Here is a 16,568-nt window from a genome sequence, read left to right as displayed (position 1 = left end):
GTGCGACTCTTTTTTACTTGGTTCTGCGTCAACTTTACGCAACTTGCTCTGACTTAAAATTACCAAGCAATGCATCGTAAAGCTCATTGTCGCTTAACACACCAACCAGCTTATTATCTTCAACCATAAGCAGAGGCTGATTGCTACGCTGTTTAAGTTCAATCGCTTCTCGCATACTGATTTCTGGGCTAACCTGAACCAGAGAGTTTTCATTAACTTCGTCAAGGTTCGAAGAGTCGCTCTTCCATTGAATCAACGATTTATCTTTATCCGCTAAACTTAACCCCTTGCTCTCTTGTATCACCCAAATATTTTTATCAGGGCAAATCAGAACACGCGTATCTTCGCGAACTAAATCGTCACGCATTAAGGAGCGTCCCTTAAGCACATTTAATGGATTAGTGTGAGCAACAAAGTCCGCCACATAGTCGTTTTCTGGAGCAAGAATGATCTGTTCTGGCTTGCCATGTTGAATCAGCTTTCCTGATTCCATAATGGCGATGTTGTTGCCGATTTTAAGCGCCTCATCCAAGTCGTGACTCACAAAAAGAATGGTTTTGTTTAGCTTTTCTTGAAGCAGAATCAATTCATCTTGAAGCTGAGCACGAATCAATGGGTCAAGCGCTGAAAACGGTTCATCCATTAACAAGATATCAGTGTCCATCGCGAACGCTCTCGCTAGGCCAACACGCTGCTGCATACCACCAGAAAGCTCGTGCGGGAATTTGGTTTCCCACTCAGATAAACCGACCATTTCGAGCTGTTCACGCGCCTTTTTACGACGCTCTGCTTTACCAATGCCTTGCATCTCTAGACCAAACGCTACATTGTCTAACACCGTTAACCATGGCATCAATGCAAACTTCTGAAACACCATGGATACGCGGTGAGTACGAAGGTGGCGCAACTTCTGTTCGTCACAGTTAGAGAGCTCAACCATGTCGTCGCCGTCTTTAATTTTCAGAGAGCCACGAGAAATTTCGTTCAACCCGTTAACTGTTCGCAGCAAACTTGATTTACCCGAGCCTGAAAGCCCCATCAAAACACAGATCTCACCCTGTTTCACGTTCAGCGAAACATTATCAACCCCAACCACTTGGCCAGTTTCGTCGATGATTTCTTGTCGAGACTTCCCTTGTTCTAACAGTGCTAGCGCCTGTGCTTGTTGCTGACCAAAAACGACATCAAGATTTTTAATAGTAATAGCGTCCATGATTATGCCTCCTTCTGGTTTGGTGCTTTACACAAGCGATCAAGAATGATGGCAACGAGTACAATCGCTAAACCAGCTTCAAAACCTTGCGAGATGTTTACCGTATTCAGTGCGCGTACGACTGGTTTACCAAGTCCATCAGCACCAACAAGCGCCGCAATGACTACCATAGACAGAGACAACATAATGCACTGCGTAACGCCAGCCATAATACTTGGCAATGCCGCAGGTAACTCCACCTTAAACAGTAGCTTCATGCGGCTGGCACCAAATGCTTTACCCGCTTCAAGTAGCTCCTCCGGCACTTTAATAATGCCGAGGTACGTCAATCGAATTGGCGCAGCGATAGCGAAAATGATGGTCGAGATTAGACCAGGGACAATACCCAATCCAAACAGAACCAAGGTTGGAATTAAGTAAACGAATGTCGGGACGGTCTGCATTAAATCGAGTATTGGCCGCAACAAGGTGTATAACCAAGGACGGTGCGCCGCCATAATGCCCAACGGCACGCCAATTAATACGGAAATCGTTGTCGCTGCAAACACAAGGACAAAGGTTTCCAGCATTTCTTGCCAGTAACCAAGGTTGAGAATTGCGAGCAAGGCCAACACGATGAATACAACAAGCGGAATGCTGCGGTGTAAGAACCAAGCAATTGCCGCCGTCATAATGATTGGCGCTGCAGGTGGCATCCATTTAAAAATGTCCACCACGAAAAGAATGATCGTTTCAAGTGTAATAGAGATTGCATCGAAAAAACCCGATGCATTGATGGTTAACCAATCGACGCCAGTTTCCATCCATTGGCCCAACGGTAGTTTGTTGTCCGTAATAAAATTCAAAATAAAACCTTTGTGTTAATGAAGCGGGCAAAACTGCCCACTTTTAAAAAAAACGAGCTCAAATACTGCTTATTAAGCGTTTGTTTTTAAGTAGTTTGTAATAGCTGTTAGCGCATCTTGGCCATCTACCGTTTTCACGCCCTCTAGCCACGCTTCAATTTGCTCTTGGTTTGCATTCAACCATGCTTGCGCTGCTTTTGATGGCTTCTGTTTCTGGTTAAGAATCGCTTCCATCAGTTCATTTTCCATTTCTAGGTTAAACTCTAGATTTTTCACTAGCTGACCTACATTTGGACACTCAGCGAGGTAATTTTTACGTACGTTTGTGTAGACGTTCGCGCCGCCGTAGTTAGGACCGAAGAAGTCATCGCCACCCGCTAGATATTCCATTTCAACGTTACTATTCATTGGGTGCGGCGCCCAACCTAGGTACACAATCCATTGATTGCGGCGTGCGGCACGTGATACTTGAGACACCATGCCAGCTTCACTGGACTCAACTAGGCTGAAATCTTTTAGGCCGAATGCGTTGCTATCAATCATTGACTGAATTAAGCGGTTGCCATCGTTTCCTGGTTCAATGCCGTAAATGCGGTCTTTAAATTTGTCGGCATGTTTTACTAGGTCAGCGAAGTTGGTTACGCCTGCGTCATAAACGTATTTTGGAACCGCTAGCGTGTACTTTGCGCCAACGAGGTTCGCGCGTACGGTTTCAACAGTACCTGCATCACGGTATTTCGCGATATCACCTTCCATCGTTGGCATCCAGTTACCTAGGAAAATGTCGATATCGCCATTAGCCATAGAGGAGTAAGTTACAGGCACAGACAGAAGGTCAGTCTTCGTTTTGTACCCCAACCCTTTAAGTAACTCTGATGTAACGGCAGTGGTCGCAGTGATGTCAGTCCAACCTACATCTGCGAAACGAACCGTTTCACATTGGTTGGCGTAAGCGCCTGTTGCTAAAGTACTTAGTGCAATTGTTGAGAAGATTTTTGTCATCTTAGACATGTTGAATTCCTTGTAATGATTACTGACTTTTTCATTTTATGAGATCGAATCGAGATCTCTTTTTGGCGGATGCATTCGTTGCATCTCTTGCCAGTCCGGTGCAATCCAAACTGGTACGTTGTTCGACGTTTCTAGGGCGTTATCCAAAATCATATCCGCGGCGCGTTCTGCCACCATAATCGTTGGCGCATTTAAATTACCGTTCGGAATAGTTGGGAAAATAGAAGAGTCCACCACACGCAAGCCTTGAATACCGCGTACTTGGCATCGCTCATTTAAGACGGCTAATGGGTCATTATCTGCGCCCATTTTGCAGGTACAAGATGGATGGTAAGCACTCTCGACGTTTTGCTTCACCCATTCATCAATCTGTTCATCCGTTGTGATGTTCAGACCGGGTTGGATCTCATCCCCACGAAACTCATCCATGGCTGGCTGATTGAGGATCTCGCGAGTAAGGCGAATACAATCACGCCAATCCTGCTTATCTTGTTCAGTGGAAATGTAGTTAAACTCAATCTTCGGCTTATCATTCGGATTCGCAGAGACAACTTCGACCGACCCGCGACTTTCTGGCTTGTTAGGTCCAACGTGCACTTGGAAACCATGACCATCAAAAGCAGCTTGCCCGTCATAACGCATTGCCGCTGGCAAGAAGTGATATTGAATATTTGGCCACTTTAGCCCTTCTCGAGAGCGGATAAATGCACACGATTCAAAGTGGTTAGTCGCACCAAGGCCTTTGCGAGTTAATATCCACTCAGTGCCAATCAAGCCCTTGCTCACCAAACCTAATTTGCTGTTGAGCGTGATAGGTTGTTTACAGTGATATTGGAAGTACACTTCTAAGTGATCTTGCAGGTTTTTACCTACCCCCTCCAACGAGTGTTTCACCTCAATGCCCGCTTTTTCTAATACTGCCTTAGGGCCAATGCCTGAAAGCTGCAACAGCTGAACGGAGCCAACCGAACCCGCACTCGAAATCACTTCATTATTCGCAAAACATTGCTGAATTGAACCTGACTTTTCAAATTCAACGCCTACCGCTTTCTTACCTTCTGCACCAGTTTCTTCTAATAAAACTCGATGAACCGTCACCCTCTTCATTAGGGTGAAGTTTTTGCGTTTTTTAGCGCGGCTTAAGTATGCATTAGAGGTCGAAGCGCGTACGCCTTTGTCGACGGTCATATGCATTGGGCCAAAGCCCTCTTGCTGATAACCGTTGTAATCTTTTGTTTCTGGGTAGCCCGCTTCTTTGCCTGCATCAATAAAAGCTTGGTACAGTGGATTGAGCTTCATATCGTTGCCGTTACATGTGCCGACTGGACCGTGATCGCCCCGATATTCATCAGCACCACCAATCCAAGACTCTGCTTTACGGAAATAAGGCAAACACGACTGATAATTCCAGCCTTTCGCGCCTTCCTCTTCCCACTGGTCAAAGTCACAAGCGTGTCCGCGAACGTAAACCATGCCGTTGATAGATGAGCTACCGCCCAGAACTTTTCCGCGAGGACAATGAAGTTGGCGACCATCCAACCCTTGCTCTTCAACCGTCTCAAACTGCCACGCGTATTTTTCAGTGTTCATCGGGTAAGAAAGCGCTGTTGGCATTTGGATAAAAATACTTTTATCCGACCCACCCGCTTCGAGTAATAGGACCGAATTTTGACCACTTTCACTTAAGCGATCCGCTAACACACAGCCGGCCGAACCCGCACCGACGATGATGTAATCGTAGTGTTGTTGCATTTTTATTCTCCTAGGAGTTAATACTAATCACCCTAGATAAGTGAACGAAATTAGCGTAGGAAAAATGCTTGAGAACAAGGCGGAAATTTTGATAAGTAGTTAACCTACAATCAAAATTGACAACGTAGTTATCGAGCATTTTAACAAGCTAAAGTGGTCAGTTATCTACTATGAGTAGTATCATTTGTAAGGGCTTTCGAAGTCGCTTAGCTGAACCAGAACACTCTTCGTTTGTGTGTAATGTTTAAGGGTTTCGACTCCGTTTTCACGGCCAACACCTGATTGCTTGTAGCCGCCAACTGGCATTTCCGCAGGTGAGTCACCCCATGTGTTCACCCAACAAATACCCGCTTGAATTTGATGGATCACACGGTGCGCACGAGATAGGTTTTGAGTAAATACACCTGCCGCTAAGCCATAATCGGTGCCATTTGCACGCGCAATCACTTCCGACTCATCGCGGAATTTCAGAACTGACATTACCGGGCCAAAGATTTCTTGTTGAACGTGGCTCATGTCATCATCGCAATCGACAAATACGGTTGGAGCAACAAAGTTACCATTGGCTAGGCCATTGTCTGTTGCTTTGTAGCCGCCAGTCAGTAACGTCGCGCCACTCGCTTTCGCGGCTTCAATCGCTCCTAGAACTTTCGATTCATGATCTTTAGAGATTAGCGCGCCAATTTGCGTGTTCTCATCAAGCGGATCGCCGACGACTAACAGCTCGGTTCGGGCTTTAAGCTGTGCGATAAAGTCGTCATAAATACCTTCATGGACAAATACACGTGTACCGTGCGTACAAACCTCACCTTGGGTGTAGAAGTTCGCCACCATGGCCGCAGAAACGGCATCGTTTAACTTCGCATCATCAAAAATAATCAGTGGAGACTTACCACCAAGCTCCATCGTTACTTGTTTTAGTGTCTTAGCGCTGTCACTCATGACGACTTTACCGGTGCCTGACTCACCCGTGAATGACACTTTTGCGATGTCAGGATGCGCTGTTAGCATCTGTCCTACTCGGTAATCCCCTTGCACGACATTAAATACGCCATCTGGCATGCCCGCTTCTGAATAAATTTCGGCGAGCTTAAGCGCCGTTAATGGTGTTTCTTCTGATGGCTTGAAGATCATTGCGTTGCCCGCAGCCAGTGCTGGCGCCGATTTCCACATCGCAATTTGAATTGGATAATTCCAAGCGCCAATACCCGCGCAAATGCCCAATGGCTCACGACGTGTATAGAAAAACTGATCGTCGCTGAGTGGCTGCTGTTCACCTTGTAGACTTGGAGCAAGACCCGCGTAGTACTCAAGAACATCGGCACCTGTTGTGACATCAACCGCGATAGCTTCTTGAATGGGCTTACCAGTATCTGCCACTTCCAATGCAGCCAGCTCGTCATTACGCTCACGTAAAATGGCAACGGCTTTGTGTAAAATACGGCTGCGCTCAATCGCAGTCATCGCCGACCATGCAGCAAAACCTTTCTTTGCCGATTCAATCGCTGCTTGAAGATCGTCTTGGTTCGCTTGTTTAATGTTGGCCAATGGCTCACCATTCGCCGGATTGTAAGTGGTGAAGTGTTCATCTGAACACCCGTCGTACATCGCACCATTGATATAGTGTGCTTTCATTTCCATTTTGAAGACCTGTAACTTTTATATTTTTTCAGAATAAAACGTAAGTTGTTTTTCGAGATAATCGTTGATGATGATTCTCGCTCTTTCTGCATCAATGCCTTGCGGGTTGAGCGTTCCGCGCAGCCAAATTCCATCAATAAGTGATGCAATACCATGAGCAACCAATTCAGCCTGCTCTGCATTTAATAATGCTTTGAGTTCTTTTCTTAGGTGGGACAATAGACGTCGTTCGTTGACACGCTGTAAACGCTTGAGCTGCTCGTCATGCATTGAGTACGACCAAAACGCCAGCCAAGTCTTAGCAACTTGGTTTTCTGCCTGATAGCCGACAAAGTTACCGTCAATGATGGCGTTAATTCTTTGGTGATGAGCATCACTTGGCAGCTCACGTAACTTCTGTGTGATAGTGGACGAAAGCTGACGCAATATTTCGCGCATCGTTTCCTCCAGCAATCCGTGCTTACCACCGAAATAGTGGTTGATAATCCCCGTTGATACACCGGCTTCTTTGCTGATTAACGAAATACTCGCCGCGTGTAAACCGACTCTATCAATCACTGACATTGTCGCTTTCACAAGCTGCGGTTTTCTGATTTCAGGCATCCCCACCTTTGGCATTTTGCGTCCCTGTTATTTTTAATTGAACGGTTAGTTAAATATAAAATGCCTGAAAATTAATTCGAACTCAAATTATTTTTAAAGAAAAATGTTAGTAAAAAAGGATGAAAAGTTGAGGGTGTACGAAAAACTGCTCGGTAAGAACTTGTCGGGATAACTAGATTTTAGTTTAAGAACAAACAAATAAGTAAAACAAAATCAAATGCTTAACCATTTATCTATTTTTAAAACGATGATGAGCGAGTTGATTTTTGAACAACAAAAATCTGTGCCACAAAAAATTTATATCGACCACTAATCATTTCACCTGTACACGGTTTATTTGTACAAAGAATAGACACACTAGTTTGTTATAGTTTTGTAGACACAAGTGGCATTCGCACTTTGAAGGTGAAGAAGGCAAAAAGAGAGGTTATATTGAACGCCATGAATATGCGATTCGATATCCTTAAGCCATTTTTAAGTAATATCGCCAAGTGACTTTAAGATGTTAGATTCAGCGTTTTGTATTCGAAACAAGGATCTCAAAGTCACTTGGCTATCAAAGTAAATGGGAGGGATAAGTTCAGATTCATCGTGCGATGAGCCTGAACTTTTGATTTCTGTTACGCTAGCGAGCGACCTTTCACGCAGTTGCGTCCGTTCGCTTTCGCTTGATAAAGCAATTTATCGGCCTGATCGCAAAGTGATTTAAAACTCATCTCATTATCTTCAGTGGTAACGACTCCAAAACTACAGGTCACTCTCACTTCTTCTTTCTGTTCCGTAACAAAGCCATGTAGGGATAAAGCGCTACGTAAACGTTCTGCAGTAATAAGGGCGTTTTTATGGTCTGTATTGGGCATAACAACAACAAACTCTTCACCACCAAAGCGAGCAACAATGTCGTTCTCACGTACAGTTTCCTCCAACACTTTGGCAACGCCCGTTAGTACGGTATCTCCAAACACATGCCCATAGGTATCATTTACCTGCTTGAAATAATCCACATCGATTAACGCTAAAGTTACTGGCCCCGATTGTGGTTTATTTGGCACCATTTTCTGTTTATCGAGTTTGCTATCTACCCATTTATTTAAAGCTAGATAACCGTACTTAACTTGCTCGACTTGCTCAAAAACAAAGTGTTGTATCTTTTCTTGCTTAGATTGAGGTACCGGTTTCTCTTTTCGCTCACGCCTCACTTCTACTGGCTTAGTGAACCAGTCCTCTAAAAAACGGCGATTGAACAACCCTGTCAATGTGTCTGTCTTTGCGAGGCGACGCATTCTCAAACGCGAGCGATTGACGACGAGAAATACTACCGCCATCAAAAATAGAACACCGATGAGCGCAAGTAGCGCTTCACCCAATAAGTAAAAAGTACGACGGTTATTTTCTAGCTCCATACGCTGCAACACATTGTTCCAGTTGAGATCTTCGTTCTCATATTCAAGTCGTTCCAACTCAAATAACGTCTGCTGGCGCTCAAGATTTTCAACTTCTCTTTGATTGCTAAATTGGATAAATTTATCGTGATAGTTACCGTAAGTTTCGAATGCTAGTTTAAAGTCATTGCTTCCCGCATAGGCCATAGCGGCGACTTTTAGTAGCTCCATTTGCTGTTGCTTGACGTATCGACTCTCTATAATCTCCGGCAGCATTGGTGCGATCATCGCTAAAAGTATTTCAAATTGCTGCTGCTCTAACATATATTCGGCTTGTAACAACTTAAATGTTGCCAAATACGCGCTAGACGTTTCTCTGTACTGTAAATTCTCCGCCAGCTTCAAGTGGTTAACCATCTTCTTTTCTTGATTCGTCTCGCGATATAAAGCTGCAAGTTCAAGGTTAACTCGAAATCTAAAGCGTCCATCACCGATAATTTGAGCCAGCTTTAACGCTCGCTGATATGATGCTATCGCCTCTTCGTATTGGAACTGTGCTTTATGAAGTTTCGCTATCGTCAAAACGCTCAACAACTCATTGAACGACATACGCCTATCCCTAAAATAGCGATATGCTTGTTCCAAAAGCGCCTCAGATCGGTCGTAACCCTGAATTTTGACAAGTACGTCACCTAGCTCTAGTGCTGCACGTTCGACCAGCCCGTGAACACCTGAAGATTCAGCCGCATCCATGGACGACATAAGTGCAGCATAGGATTTTTTAAACTCACCTTGCTCATCGTAATAGCGTCCTTTTAGCAACAGGATTTCTGATTCAAGTTGCTTATCACCATTCTCACGCGATGTTTCCAACAAGCTATCCAACGCAGAAAGCGCGGTATCGATATCGCTCTTTCCAACCATAGTTCGCATCTGAATCAACTTAAACAGGAGATACTCATGGCTCTGTGGACGCACAAGCTCCAATCCTTTTTGAACGACACTCTGACTCTCTTCTACGCGCCCTAGCAGCTCTAAAACCGTGGCCTTGGCAAGCCAGTAACGCACCAACAGCGCTGTTGGTTGGTTTTGTAGCAAAGACTCTTCTTCTAACGCTTCAATCAAAGCTAAAGAACTCTGCGGTAATGCGTAAATTTGATTTTCGATGCCTTCTAACGACTGTAAAAACTTACCTTCCTGTTCCACCTTTTCTGTGGAGGCCTGAACAGAAAAACACAGACACCCCAATAATAGCGGCATCGTCCTAAGCGAATGAAATAGTGACATTATTGCTCTTCCCTAATGGGTAGTTACTTCAGTGTAATTGAGAATTCTGATTATTTATTATTAAGACAACTGAAGGTTATTCAGTCAGCCTCATATTCCCATGTATTTTGCGCTGAATAATAAATCACCATCTTTAGATGCCGAAATAGTTTTCGGTTACAATATGACCAATAAGAGTGTTTTTTACACACCAAGAATGACGATCTCGTTAGTGAGACAAAAGATCGTCTTAGTTGTGAGTTAATACATTTACATGACAAGCAATATAGAACTAACCATTCACATTAGAAATAGAATCAATTTTTATACCGTTCGATGAGATAGCAGTCGACCATGCATCCAATACATTTTTCAGATAGAAGCAATAAAAGAAAGAAGAAAGTGGAAGGAAGCGGACAATCAAACTCGCTCCCCTTTTTTATGTTGCAGAGGGGGTTACATTCGCATTCCGCCATCGACTTCGAACACTCGTCCGGTCACGAATTCGTTGGTTAACACGTATTTTATGGTCGATGAAATTTCATCCGCCAAACCTAAACGTCCAACCGGAATCATTCCGATTAAACGTTCCATCGCTTCAGGTTTTATTTGGTCTGTCATGGCAGTTTTGATGACACCCGGAGCAATCGCCACTGAGCGAATTCCGAAACGCCCTAACTCTTTCGCCCACACCGTTGCCATGGTGGCTACCGCCGCTTTAGATGCTGAATAGTTGGTTTGACCAATATTCCCGGCACGCGCAACGCTGGATATGTTGATCAGAACCCCTTTGCTATCGGTGTTCAGCATTACCTTGCTCGCTTCACGGCCACACAGGAAAGTGCCTGTTACATTCACATCTAGAACAGACTGAAATTGTTCCAGCGACATCGTGTTAACCTGACCATCTTTGACTTTAATGAACATACCATCACGCATAATACCTGCGTTATTGATAACGCCATTGAGCTGCTTGAAATCTGCCTCAATTTGCTCAAAAGCAGTGCACACCTGCTGTTCGTCAGTCACGTTCGTCACATAAAAACGAGCGGTAACGCCGAGAGATTCACATTCCGCTTTCGTTTCAGCCAGTTGCTCTGAATTGAGGTCGATAAGCGCAAGATGAACGCCATTTTCCGCCAGTGACAGTGCCATTTGTTTACCCAGCCCCTGCCCTGCCCCCGTGATCGCAATGACCTTATTTGCTAACTCCATAAGCGCTCCTTAGGCCTGATTTTGCTTTTGGTAGAACTCAAACAAGCTTGAAAAATCTTTTTGCCCGTTGCCCTGACCGTTGTGAAAATTAAACAGATTACGAGCCAAGCTGCCCATTGGCGTTGATGTTTGACTGGCAACCGCCGCTTCCATCGCAAGACCCAGATCTTTAGCCATTAACTGGCTCATAAAGCCGCCTTGATAACCATTGCTTGCAGGCGTATTTTCCATCACACCTGGACAAGGGTTATAAAGCTCTAGCGCCCAGTTACGCCCTGAACTTTGCAACATGATGTCGGAAAGCACTTTGGGATCGAGTCCGTTTTCCATCCCTAAATTGAGTGCTTCACAGGTGCCGCTCATCAAAATGCCCAACATCATGTTATTGCAGATCTTCGCGACCTGACCAGCTCCAACATCGCCCGCATGGAAGATGTTTTTACCCATGTGGCTAAGCACCGCTTTGGCTTGAACAAAGTTCTCTTGTGAACCGCCAACAATGAAAGTTAACGTACCTGCTGCTGCGCCCGCAACGCCACCAGATACTGGTGCATCAACAAAACTGATACCAAGTTGCGATGCTTTTTCGCCAACCAAACGAGCAGTCGCAGGATCGATGGTGGATGAATCAATCAGCAAGGTGCCTGATTCGACGCTATCTAATATGCCATCTTGACCAAGATAAACGCTTTGAACGTGTTGGCTCGCTGGCAGCATAGTGACAACCACATCAACACCTTGTACTGCCTGCTGAACGGAATCGGCACTTGAAGCGCCCAATGCGGTCAACTCCTCAACTGCGTTTGGGTTCAAATCAAATACTTCGACGTTCAAGCCCGCTTTAAGTAGATTCTTAGCCATAGGCGCACCCATGTTACCAAGGCCAATAAATGCAATTTTGTCCATATCGTATTTCTTCCTTGTACTAAAGTGCCGCTATAGCTACCGACGATGCGGTCAGTGGGTATTCTGCTGAGTCAATTGGCGAGAAGAAGCGCTCCAAAACTTGTGGCGTTACGTCAGAAACCGTGCGATGTTGCCAAGTCGGTTGATTGGTTTTATCAATAATCAGCGCACGAACCCCTTCTCTAAAATCACCTTCTAAGCCACAACGTAGTGTTAGGTTAAATTCCATATCAAAACACGCTTTCAAAGAGAGGTTTTGATACTGCGTTAACTGCTGATAAGTGATACTGAGCGACAACGGACTGCCATAGTTCAGTGACTTCTGCGCATTGACGAACCACTTGTTATCAACGTTAGCACGGCTGATTGCATCAACAATTGACGCTAAGTCACCCGAACATAACTGCTCAATCAATTCCGCATAGGGCATCAACATCCCTTCGGTTGGCTCGTCCACGTGTACCGAACGCAGCGTAGTGGCGATTTTTTCGTTGATGTTCGCTTCACCTTTCCAACTTACCGATGCAAGCAGATCCAGCAGCACTTGCTTGTTTTCTGGCTGTGCAATCCATTGGCTTAACCCCAACGCTTTCATATCTGTTGCGTTAATTTGGCAAGCAGTCAAACTTAAGAACAGTGCCAAATGTTTTGGCAACTGGTTCAGGAAGTACGTCGCGCCTACATCTGGGTAAAGGCCAATTTTAATCTCTGGCATTGCAAAGCGTGTGGTGGTTTCTGCTACGCGATGGCTGGCACCCATAAACAGGCCAACTCCCCCGCCCATCAAATAACCATGTCCCCACGCGATGATCGGTTTTGGATAAGTATGAATAAGATGGTCACAGCGATATTCGAGGTCAAAGAAGGTTTCCATCGCTGAAAACGCAGAATCAAAGTCTTGCTCTTTGTTTTCAAGTGCACGGTAGATCGCTTGAATATCACCACCAGCACAAAACGCTTTTTCACCTTGAGCATGCAAGAATACCGCGATGACGCTGTCGTCCGTTTGCCATTCATTAAGCTGTTTGTACAACTTCTCAATCATCACGTAACTCAACGCGTTGAGAGCTGCTGGGTTATCAAGCTCTAGCACACCAATAACAGAGCCATCAGCGCACTCAAGTTTTGAAACATTTACTGTACCTGTCATTTGGCCTCCGCTAGCTGTTTGTCCATTGTGGCTTGCGCTTTTGCAAAAACGCATTCACACCCTCAGTCTGATCTTGTGTATTGAACAGCTGTAAAAACAGTTCACGCTCCAAAACCAATCCAGCTGCATGAGTTTGGCTGCGTCGACCTTGAATTAGCGTTTTGCACGCAGACACAGATTTCGGTGATTGACCTGCAACACGCTGTGCTAGCTCCATAGCCGCTTCGAGTGCTTGACCTTTCGCCACCACCTCTTCGACTAACCCAATTTTTTCCGCTCGCTCGGCCGTCACACGCTCGCCACACAGGATCATACGCTTCGCCCAACCTTCACCTACCAACGCGGTCAGGTTTTGCGTCCCACCCGCACACGGCAACAAACCTACCGATGCTTCAGGAAGTGCCATTTGTACTTGTTCTTCTGCGATACGAATGTCACACGCCATCGCCACTTCCAGACCGCCGCCCATCGCATAGCCATTAATCGCTGAGATAGAAACCCCATCGAATGCAGAAAGCGCTTCAAACGCTTCACCAAATGCGAACGCCATGTTTGCTGCTTGTGATTTATCACCCGATGCAAAGTTATTAAGATCTGCTCCAGCAGAAAAGAATTTCTCGCCTTCGCCTGTTAAAACCAACGCATAAATAGAGCGATCATTACTAAGTTCAATTGCCAACTCTTTTAGCTGATTCAAAGACTCAAGCGTCCAAGTGTTCGCTGGCGGATTACTAATCGTGAGCTTGGCAATATGCGCTTCGCGCTCTAATTTGATTTGTGCCGTCATAATCTTTCAGTCCTTTTTAATTTCTTTAGGTAAGGCTGTGTCTCGCTGACTAAAGCAGCTCAACGCCTTCCGTTAGTAATCGTCTTGCGACGATCAGACGCATGATTTCGTTGGTACCTTCAAGGATTTGGTGAACACGAACGTCTCGGAAATGGCGCTCGACTGGATATTCTTTGATGTAGCCATAGCCACCGTGAATTTGCAGCGCCTGATCGCAGACTTTAAAGCCCACATCAGTAGCAAAGCGTTTTGCCATGGCACAGTACGCACTTTTTTCTGCGTGCTGGGCATCGAGTTTAGCGGCAGCGAGTCGCACCATTTGACGCGCAGCGACCAGCTCAGTCGCCATATCAGCAAGCTTGAACTGCAACGCTTGAAATTGCGCCAGTGAACGGCCGAACTGTTTGCGTTCGTTCATATATTGCTTGGCTTCGTTCAGTGCTTGTTGCGCAGTACCGACGGAACAAGTAGCGATATTGATTCGACCACCATCAAGGCCAAGCATGGCGAACTTAAAGCCCTCTCCCTCTTCACCCAACAGATAGTCAGCCGGAATGCGGACATTTTCGAAGGTAATCATGCGAGTTGGCTGGCAGTTCCAACCCATTTTGGCTTCTTTTTTACCGTAGCTGATGCCTTCGCAATCAGCAGGAACAACGAATGCAGAAACGCCACCCGCTCCTTCACCACACGAACGCGCCATCACGACCAATACATCTGTATCACCCGCGCCAGAGATAAACACTTTTGCGCCATTGAGGACAAACTCATCGCCATCACGCACTGCGCTAGTCGTTAGAGAAGCGGCGTCAGAGCCGGCATTAGGTTCGGTTAAACAGTAGGAAGCGAGCTTTTCACCCGAAATTAGATCCGCGCTAAACTGCTGCGCCACTTCGGCTTTGGCAAAGCTGGTGATCATCCACGTCGCCATGTTGTGAATGGTCATAAACGCAGTAGTCGCGGTACAACCCATAGCCAACTGCTCGAAAATGATCGCCGCATCCAAACGAGATAACCCCAAGCCACCGTGCTCTGGCGGCGTATAGATGCTCAGAAAACCAAGTTCACCTGCTTGACGCAGTACATCTTTAGGGAAGTGATGGTTTTCATCCCACTCGGCCGCATGAGGCGCTAACATTTGGTCTGCAAACTGCTTTGCTACTTCGGCAAACGCGAGTTGATCTTCGTTTAATTCAAAATCCATCTTGAAGTCCTAAGGTCTAATTCGTTGCATTTGTATCCGAGCCAAGCCCACTTAAAAGGTGGCGCTTGGCTAGAGGTGTCGCTAATCCAGTAATTAGCTAAGTTGAATGGTCATGTTTGGACCGCTTGGAATGTCATCTTCAAACCAACGCGCGGTGACAGTTTTCGTCTCGGTGTAGAAGCGAACCGCTTGTTTACCGTAAGCATGCAGGTCGCCGTAGAAGCTGCCTTTCCACCCAGTAAATGAGAAAAATGGCAATGGCACCGGAATCGGCACGTTGATGCCTACGTTACCTACTTCGATATTGTGTTGATACTTTCTCGCGGCAGCGCCGTTCGCCGTGAAAATAGACGTACCATTACCAAAGCGGTTTGCATTGATCAGTTCAATCGCTTCATCTAGGTCATCCACTTCCATAGTTAACAGTACAGGCCCGAAAATTTCTTCCTGATAAATCGACATGTCTGTGGTCACGTTGGTAAACAGTGTTGGCCCCACCCAGTTACCGTTCGGAAAGCCAGGCACTTGGCAATCTGTTCCATCCAGAACACAGTTCGCGCCTGACGCTTTGCCTTCATTAATCAGATTCACCACTCGCTGCTTCGCTTGAGGGCTAATCAGCGGACCATAACCGGCGGTTTCATCATCCCACGCGCCAGGCTGAACCTGAGCTAACGCCTCTTTAAGCTCTGGAATCCATTCTTTGGTGTCGCCGACAAATACGGCAACCGAAATCGCCATACAGCGTTGGCCTGCAGCACCAACTGACGCGCCAACTAGGTTATTGATGACTTGCTGTTTGTTTGCATCCGGCATGATGACCATGTGGTTCTTAGCACCTGCAAATGACTGCACGCGTTTCAGGTTGTCTGTACCTGTTTTGTAGATGTACTCACCAACGGGCACAGAGCCAACAAAAGAGATCGCACGAACGACTGGATCAGTCAGAATGCGGTCGACTTGCTCTTTGGTCCCGTGAACAACTTGCAATACGCCTTTTGGTGCACCTGCTTGTTCAAATAGCTCTGCCAATTTCATTGCAGTCAGCGGAACTTGTTCCGAAGGTTTTAGGATAAAGGTGTTGCCACAAGCGATCGCCATCGGGAACATCCACAATGGGATCATCGCAGGGAAGTTAAACGGTGTGATGCCAGCACAAACGCCGAGCGGTTGAATGTAAGAGTAACCATCAATATTGGTTGCGACATTCTCAACCGTTTCGCCCATCATTGAGCTACAAATGTTCGCCGCTTGTTCTACGACTTCAATCCCACGCCAAATGTCACCCTTTGCATCCGCGAGGGTTTTGCCTGTCTCACTTGAAAGCAGTATCGCCAACTCATCGTGTTGCTCTTTTAGCAGATGTTGGTAACGCAACATCAATCTAGCACGCTCCGGCGCTGCAACTTCTTTCCAGCGTTTGAACGTTTCTGTTGCGCTGGCAATCGCCGCATTCATTTCCGATTCCGTGGCACAAGGTACTTGTGCAATCACTTCGTTGGTTGCCGGGTTGGTTACATCTAGCCATTGTTTTGAATCGGAGATGGCAAATTCACCACCGATATACTGCTTTACTTGTTCTGTCATGATGAC

13 protein-coding genes are annotated in these 16,568 nt (G+C 45.9%); all 13 read right to left on the bottom strand.

Going from position 1 to position 16,568, the window contains the following annotated elements; genetic code table 11:
- Nucleotides 1-34: 34 nt before the first annotated feature.
- Entirely contained in the window at nt 35-1,213 is a 1,179-nt protein-coding gene (gene choV, locus R7M92_RS04340; RefSeq protein ID WP_318132789.1) for a choline ABC transporter ATP-binding protein, read from the bottom strand.
- A gap of 2 nt (nt 1,214-1,215) precedes the next feature.
- Nucleotides 1,216-2,058, bottom strand: coding sequence for a choline ABC transporter permease subunit (choW, locus tag R7M92_RS04335; RefSeq protein ID WP_005392552.1), 843 nt, complete (start codon nt 2,056-2,058; stop codon nt 1,216-1,218).
- 72 nt (nt 2,059-2,130) lie between these two features.
- Entirely contained in the window at nt 2,131-3,069 is a 939-nt protein-coding gene (locus R7M92_RS04330) for a choline ABC transporter substrate-binding protein (RefSeq protein ID WP_005382646.1), read from the bottom strand.
- A 36-nt stretch (nt 3,070-3,105) separates the two neighbouring features.
- A complete protein-coding gene (betA, locus tag R7M92_RS04325) occupies nt 3,106-4,821 on the bottom strand; it encodes a choline dehydrogenase (protein ID WP_005373209.1) in 1,716 nt (571 codons plus the stop codon).
- A gap of 180 nt (nt 4,822-5,001) precedes the next feature.
- Nucleotides 5,002-6,462: a betaine-aldehyde dehydrogenase gene (gene betB, locus R7M92_RS04320; RefSeq protein ID WP_206970150.1), complete on the bottom strand. Its 1,461-nt coding sequence runs from the start codon at nt 6,460-6,462 to the stop codon at nt 5,002-5,004.
- A gap of 18 nt (nt 6,463-6,480) precedes the next feature.
- The gene (betI, locus tag R7M92_RS04315; protein WP_017820329.1) at nt 6,481-7,080 is read right to left on the bottom strand and encodes a transcriptional regulator BetI; all 600 of its coding nucleotides are present in this window, start codon (nt 7,078-7,080) and stop codon (nt 6,481-6,483) included.
- A 605-nt stretch (nt 7,081-7,685) separates the two neighbouring features.
- Nucleotides 7,686-9,707, bottom strand: a complete 2,022-nt coding sequence (locus tag R7M92_RS04310; protein ID WP_081008327.1) for a tetratricopeptide repeat-containing diguanylate cyclase — start codon at nt 9,705-9,707, stop codon at nt 7,686-7,688.
- Between the two features lie 462 nt (nt 9,708-10,169).
- Entirely contained in the window at nt 10,170-10,928 is a 759-nt protein-coding gene (locus R7M92_RS04305) for an SDR family oxidoreductase (protein ID WP_033906450.1), read from the bottom strand.
- 9 nt (nt 10,929-10,937) lie between these two features.
- Nucleotides 10,938-11,834, bottom strand: coding sequence for a 3-hydroxyisobutyrate dehydrogenase (gene mmsB / locus R7M92_RS04300; protein WP_033906449.1), 897 nt, complete (start codon nt 11,832-11,834; stop codon nt 10,938-10,940).
- 19 nt (nt 11,835-11,853) lie between these two features.
- A complete protein-coding gene (locus R7M92_RS04295) occupies nt 11,854-12,984 on the bottom strand; it encodes an enoyl-CoA hydratase/isomerase family protein (RefSeq protein WP_025767889.1) in 1,131 nt (376 codons plus the stop codon).
- Nucleotides 12,985-12,994: 10 nt separating this feature from the next.
- A complete protein-coding gene (locus R7M92_RS04290) occupies nt 12,995-13,771 on the bottom strand; it encodes an enoyl-CoA hydratase (protein WP_064354701.1) in 777 nt (258 codons plus the stop codon).
- 49 nt (nt 13,772-13,820) lie between these two features.
- Nucleotides 13,821-14,975, bottom strand: a complete 1,155-nt coding sequence (locus R7M92_RS04285; protein ID WP_005373226.1) for an acyl-CoA dehydrogenase family protein — start codon at nt 14,973-14,975, stop codon at nt 13,821-13,823.
- A 93-nt stretch (nt 14,976-15,068) separates the two neighbouring features.
- Entirely contained in the window at nt 15,069-16,562 is a 1,494-nt protein-coding gene (locus R7M92_RS04280) for a CoA-acylating methylmalonate-semialdehyde dehydrogenase (RefSeq protein WP_318132788.1), read from the bottom strand.
- Nucleotides 16,563-16,568: the final 6 nt, after the last annotated feature.

It is taken from the genome of Vibrio sp. Vb2880 (genome assembly GCF_033337975.1).
GTDB lineage: Bacteria > Pseudomonadota > Gammaproteobacteria > Enterobacterales > Vibrionaceae > Vibrio > Vibrio alginolyticus.
The sequence above is the reverse complement of the archived record's forward strand: the minus strand, read 5'-3'. Positions and strand labels throughout refer to the sequence as shown.

What these genes read in the sequence shown, in the direction of transcription:
- choV (WP_318132789.1), bottom strand. Translation starts at nt 1,213, where the DNA reads ATGGACGCTATTACTATTAAAAATCTTGATGTCGTTTTTGGTCAGCAA.
- R7M92_RS04330 (WP_005382646.1), bottom strand. Translation starts at nt 3,069, where the DNA reads ATGTCTAAGATGACAAAAATCTTCTCAACAATTGCACTAAGTACTTTA.
- betA (WP_005373209.1), bottom strand. Translation starts at nt 4,821, where the DNA reads ATGCAACAACACTACGATTACATCATCGTCGGTGCGGGTTCGGCCGGC.
- betB (WP_206970150.1), bottom strand. Translation starts at nt 6,462, where the DNA reads ATGGAAATGAAAGCACACTATATCAATGGTGCGATGTACGACGGGTGT.
- betI (WP_017820329.1), bottom strand. Translation starts at nt 7,080, where the DNA reads ATGCCAAAGGTGGGGATGCCTGAAATCAGAAAACCGCAGCTTGTGAAA.
- R7M92_RS04310 (WP_081008327.1), bottom strand. Translation starts at nt 9,707, where the DNA reads ATGCCGCTATTATTGGGGTGTCTGTGTTTTTCTGTTCAGGCCTCCACA.
- R7M92_RS04305 (WP_033906450.1), bottom strand. Translation starts at nt 10,928, where the DNA reads ATGGAGTTAGCAAATAAGGTCATTGCGATCACGGGGGCAGGGCAGGGG.
- mmsB (WP_033906449.1), bottom strand. Translation starts at nt 11,834, where the DNA reads ATGGACAAAATTGCATTTATTGGCCTTGGTAACATGGGTGCGCCTATG.
- R7M92_RS04295 (WP_025767889.1), bottom strand. Translation starts at nt 12,984, where the DNA reads ATGACAGGTACAGTAAATGTTTCAAAACTTGAGTGCGCTGATGGCTCT.
- R7M92_RS04290 (WP_064354701.1), bottom strand. Translation starts at nt 13,771, where the DNA reads ATGACGGCACAAATCAAATTAGAGCGCGAAGCGCATATTGCCAAGCTC.
- R7M92_RS04285 (WP_005373226.1), bottom strand. Translation starts at nt 14,975, where the DNA reads ATGGATTTTGAATTAAACGAAGATCAACTCGCGTTTGCCGAAGTAGCA.
- R7M92_RS04280 (WP_318132788.1), bottom strand. Translation starts at nt 16,562, where the DNA reads ATGACAGAACAAGTAAAGCAGTATATCGGTGGTGAATTTGCCATCTCC.